This window comes from Fimbriimonadaceae bacterium (assembly GCA_019638775.1).
In the GTDB taxonomy this organism is placed as follows: Bacteria; Armatimonadota; Fimbriimonadia; order Fimbriimonadales; family Fimbriimonadaceae; genus JAHBTD01.
The window spans coordinates 1-4,311 of the sequence record JAHBTD010000065.1; the positions used below are offsets into that span (position 1 = coordinate 1).

The following is a 4,311-nucleotide window of genomic DNA, read 5'->3' on the forward strand; positions in this document are numbered from 1 at the left end:
TGCGTCCCGCAGCTTCGAACAGCAGACGCCACCTGGGAGCAGGACGGTGCGCCTCTGGCAGAGCCATATACTTGCCGGTGTTGTGAGCGCGCTCAGATCCTGCCTCATTCCCTCGCCGGTCATACTTCCACAGAAAATGGGCCAAAATAAATGGATGAGCTACAGATTGGGCAGATCTTTCCGTGCCAGGGCCCAGAGCTTCGGCAGCGACGAGTGCTGAGTGGGGCTTGGTACCTCTACTTGCTCTGTTCCACACCACGAACGTCAGCAACTGCAGCTTCCATTCGGTGATCTGCGTGGGATGGACGCAAAACTGTTCCGCTAATTCGGCGAGCGTCTTGTCACCTTCGACCGCAGCCAAGCCCACTCTCTCCTTAAAATTCGCCTCGTGATTCCGTCTCGTTCGTTTGACTGCCTCGCTCCTCCCGTCGAGCACCTTTCTGTGGCTTGGGTGAAGCCAGGCTACCACTTAACACACTGTCCGAATTTCCGACATCCCCTCTTGTTGACAGGTTTTTCCGGAACAAGTAGTCTTCTGCCGCTATAGAAGCTGTAGCCGTGTAATTTTCGCAAGCAAGGCGACGTCCTTGAGATACTCTTTGGCAATTCAAACGGTAATTAGTCGTAACATCTGGGTCTTCACATAGCTCTGCAGCGGAAAGGAGATTTTTGAGATGGTTAATAATAGAAACGACCAAAACGCCAATTCGAAAATCAGGTTGCAAGATGTGTTGGATGCCCTAACCAAAGTTAAGAAGGGAAACAACAAGAAAACCACTTTGAAGGAAATGGCCAAAGCATTAAGAACCAAGCTAGAGTATGCACTGAAGCTGACTGGCGACAAAACAACTGTCTATCTCGAAGACTGGCTACCCAAAGTAACAAATGGGCGTGACCGTATATTAAAGGCCGCCAAGTCTCTGTGGCGTGCAATAAGGCATTTTTTGCCGGAAAGTTGCATGGACGGTTACGAGCGCTGCTCTAATGATCCTCAAGCAAAAAATGAGTTATGCATACTCTTGGCTCTAACCTGCGCTATGAGCTTCTTGGCACTGGATCCACGCATGCTAGCTCTTATCTCAGGACTTTTGAACTAACTATGGACTTACAAAATTCAGGGTCAGACCTTACGATCCCACTGAAAGGGGGTAGAACCCCTATCACAGGCTGATGGTTACGCTCCCGACTCGGAGTGTGGTTACTGAGGAAGACGCCGCTCGGATGGGACCTTCGCGGCCTACACGATCTGTTTTTCGCAGAATTTCGACCGTTCATCAATCCACCCCCTTTCGCAAGGGACTGCCGAAGCCGCCAGTCTACTGTCGTTTTGAATTGCCGTCGTTTTCGGCCTAGACGTCAAGAGCAAAATAAGAATAACGGAGGATAGCAGGCGGCATCAGCAACTAATGAGAGGCATGGGATTTAAGAAAGTCCGTACTGGCAAGAATGAGCAGAGCAGAGCAGCGCATCTCAGCACAGGGAGAACTTCACGGGAGGGGTGTCTTCTCTCACCAATTCACCTGGTTCAAGGTAGTTCGGGCCTCACGTTAATTTTGGATAAGCCTCAAGGTAGAACGACCAATACGTGTCTGTCTTAGCGCTCTCTATACATGCCAACTTAAGATCTCACAAAGATCCTCCTTGCCTTGTCTAGACGGAACTGCGATTTTATCAAATTGATTCAACTGGAGCTTGGGAACCATGATTACCGAAGTTGAGATAGAAGGGTTTAAGAGTTTCGGCACACCCGCCGAAAAGATTCCCCTTCGGAACCTCAATTTCCTAGTTGGAGCTAACGCCTCTGGAAAAACCAACTTTCTATCTGCCCTAAAATTTCTTCAGAACGCCGTACGCCAAGATATTGAATATGCCGCCAATGAAGTCGGAGGAAGCTTGGAGGTTCGCAACAAGCTCCTTCGTCAGCGGAATGAGCCTAAGCCCGTTAGAATTCGCATCAAGCTGGATACTGCGGTCGAATTTCCGCTTTCCAAAAAGAGCACTTGGAAGATTAACTCTTTTGAATATGAGGTCATTCTAGATCTTCGTGGGCAAATGAATGTACCGACTATCAAAAGCGAAACTATTTTCGCAAAGTTGGAGCACCAAGGTGAGAAGTCGACTTTTAGCTTAACGAGAGATGCCCTAAAAGTTTCAATCACGGACCCGATGAGCCCAAGAGATGGAAAAATAAACATCCCTGTGCCTGATCAAGAAAGGGGTCGCCTTGCGTTGGGAGTTGGGTTTTTTGCGCCTGCATGTGTAATCTTGAAGGAAGAAATCAGCCGATGGCGTTTCTACAATATTACGCCAGACATTGCTCGACAGCCTTATCGTGAAACACCCGATTGCGACCTAGGCTCTTCGGGCGAGAATCTCGCCGTCATCCTGCATAAGATCGAGGCGGCGAAAGACAAGGGTGCGAGTCATCTAGAAACCCTTGTTAATGGTCTGCGCGGAGTAGTGCCTGGGTTCAAGGGTATAAAGACCACTCGATCCCCCATAGAAGGGAAGTGGGCTTTTCAGCTCTCCGAGGAAAAAATCAAAGGATCGATCAATCCATTCTCCGCGTCCGACGGAACTATTAGATTACTGACCCTGTTGGTAATAACAACATGGATGTCTAGAAATGCTTCGCTCGTCGCCGTCGAGGAGCCCGAAAACGGAATTCATCCTCACCTATCAGAGCATATTGTAAAAATACTAAAAACTGCTTCAAAAACGACCCAACTACTCGTTACCACACACAACCCCGCTTTCCTTGATCACCTTGAACCTGATCAAGTGATTTTGTGCGACAAAATTCAAGGTTTTACAAAACTTCGCCGAGCATCCGACGTAGCAGAGGTTGAGAGCTTTCGTAAACACTTTGATCTTGGAGAACTATGGGTACAAGGCACCCTTGGAGGAATTCCTTGAAGATCGGTATTGCCGTCCAAGGACCGTCCGATCGAGAGTTTCTCGACAAAGTCCTCCACAAACACTTTCACGGGATAACATTCGACGTAAGAAACCTAAAATCCCAACACAAGTTAATTCGACAAGCTCCAGCACTTCTTGAGACCTTCCGCGGCGCAGGCTACTGCGCAGGGTTCATCCTCGTAGACCGCGATGACAGCACTTGTATCTCGGCGGTCTTTAAGCTTTTTGATAAGACTATCCAGGAAACCGCTCGTCAACCAAGAGATTCTCGTTACCTCCACATCTGTGTCGCTATTCGAGAACTGGAGGCGTGGTACCTCGCGGATTCTCAGGCTATAGCCGCAATTTTCCCAAAGGCAAGTTATTCATCCGCTGAAGAGACCGGCAGTTTGAACGCCGAAGCTAAAATACGAGATATCTGGCAACAGCAATATGGATCTTGCTCAGCAGTGAATAAAATTGATCTTGCTAAGACGATTTCAACAAAATTCCATCCCGCCAAAGCACAAACCAGATCGAAATCGTTTGCTTACTTTTGGAACATGCTCGGAAAAAAAATTGCGTCAGTCAAAATGCAGAGTTAGAGATATGCCGCCATTTATTCATGGGCTGGCAATCCCAATTAAATGATACGTGACAGCGAAATTGGAATATGCATGAACTACTGAGGTAGCTTATAGGGAGAAGAATGGCATGTTTAACATTTTGGCATACCATCATTTCCTATAAGACTTCGCGTATATAGGCACTAAGAACACAGGCCGAACTCGTCAAATCGACGGAGGGCGATTACGGCAGCTTTCCACAGCGCTCGAAATCGCCAGAGTTGCCTGTTGGACGAGCGTCCGGTAATCGAGCCGTTCAGACTTTCCGTCAACCCGCCTTCCGGTATTCCTGTTGCTGGTCGTAGGTCAGCGTCTCCCAATCCTGGTCCAGGGTGGAGTCCACTGACGATTCTTCGACTTCTTCGACGACCGTCGCATATACGGCAATCACGAGAATGAGAACGGTTAAGCCGAGAAGAAAGTAGACAGGCATGGTGACCTCCTATGTTGCTGGTGGTCCTACTGTCATGCTAGTCCCGCCGGCGGCCGGTGGCCACGAGGGAAATACCTGGTTTTCCGTGGCAACATCCCTAGCCCGGATTATTCATGACGGTTCGTCGCGAAATCGCCAAGCCGCGTCGTGAGCCCGGCGTGCGGAGCCGGGAGGACCCGACGCGTACTCGCGCAGTACGGTGAGGGGCGCACGGCGCGATGAGGAACGAGCGCCACGTCTGTGCGCGCCGCCGAGTCGGTGAGGCGGCCGGACCGGAGTGGCGAGCCCGCCGGCCGCAGGCTTGTCGACACAGCGGATCGGCGAGTGCAGCAGCAGCGTTTATGAGTAGAATAA

At 49.8% G+C, this 4,311-nt stretch carries 6 protein-coding genes; 3 read left to right on the plus strand and 3 right to left on the minus strand.

Features of this window, described 5'->3' with window-relative positions:
• On the minus strand, positions 1 to 361 hold a 361-nt coding region (locus KF784_19680; GenBank protein MBX3121282.1), incomplete at its 3' end, for a hypothetical protein.
• A 313-nt stretch (positions 362 to 674) separates the two neighbouring features.
• Here KF784_19680 and KF784_19685 point away from each other — a divergent pair.
• The 3 genes from KF784_19685 (at position 675) to KF784_19695 (ending at position 3,503) form a co-directional block, all read left to right on the plus strand.
• The gene (locus KF784_19685; protein MBX3121283.1) at positions 675 to 1,097 is read left to right on the plus strand and encodes a hypothetical protein; all 423 of its coding nucleotides are present in this window, start codon (positions 675 to 677) and stop codon (positions 1,095 to 1,097) included.
• 604 nt (positions 1,098 to 1,701) lie between these two features.
• Entirely contained in the window at positions 1,702 to 2,916 is a 1,215-nt protein-coding gene (locus tag KF784_19690; protein ID MBX3121284.1) for an AAA family ATPase, read from the plus strand.
• Positions 2,913 to 3,503, plus strand: a complete 591-nt coding sequence (locus KF784_19695) for a DUF4276 family protein (GenBank protein ID MBX3121285.1) — start codon at positions 2,913 to 2,915, stop codon at positions 3,501 to 3,503. The genes KF784_19690 and KF784_19695 overlap by 4 nt, the downstream gene beginning before the upstream one ends.
• Positions 3,504 to 3,792: 289 nt before the next feature.
• Here the strand turns inward: KF784_19695 and KF784_19700 are convergent, their stop codons facing one another.
• Complete coding sequence (locus KF784_19700) at positions 3,793 to 3,957, minus strand: hypothetical protein (GenBank protein ID MBX3121286.1); 165 nt, start codon at positions 3,955 to 3,957, stop codon at positions 3,793 to 3,795.
• Positions 3,958 to 4,064: 107 nt separating this feature from the next.
• Positions 4,065 to 4,311, minus strand: a 247-nt coding sequence (locus KF784_19705) for a hypothetical protein (protein MBX3121287.1), incomplete at its 5' end; no start/stop codon positions are given.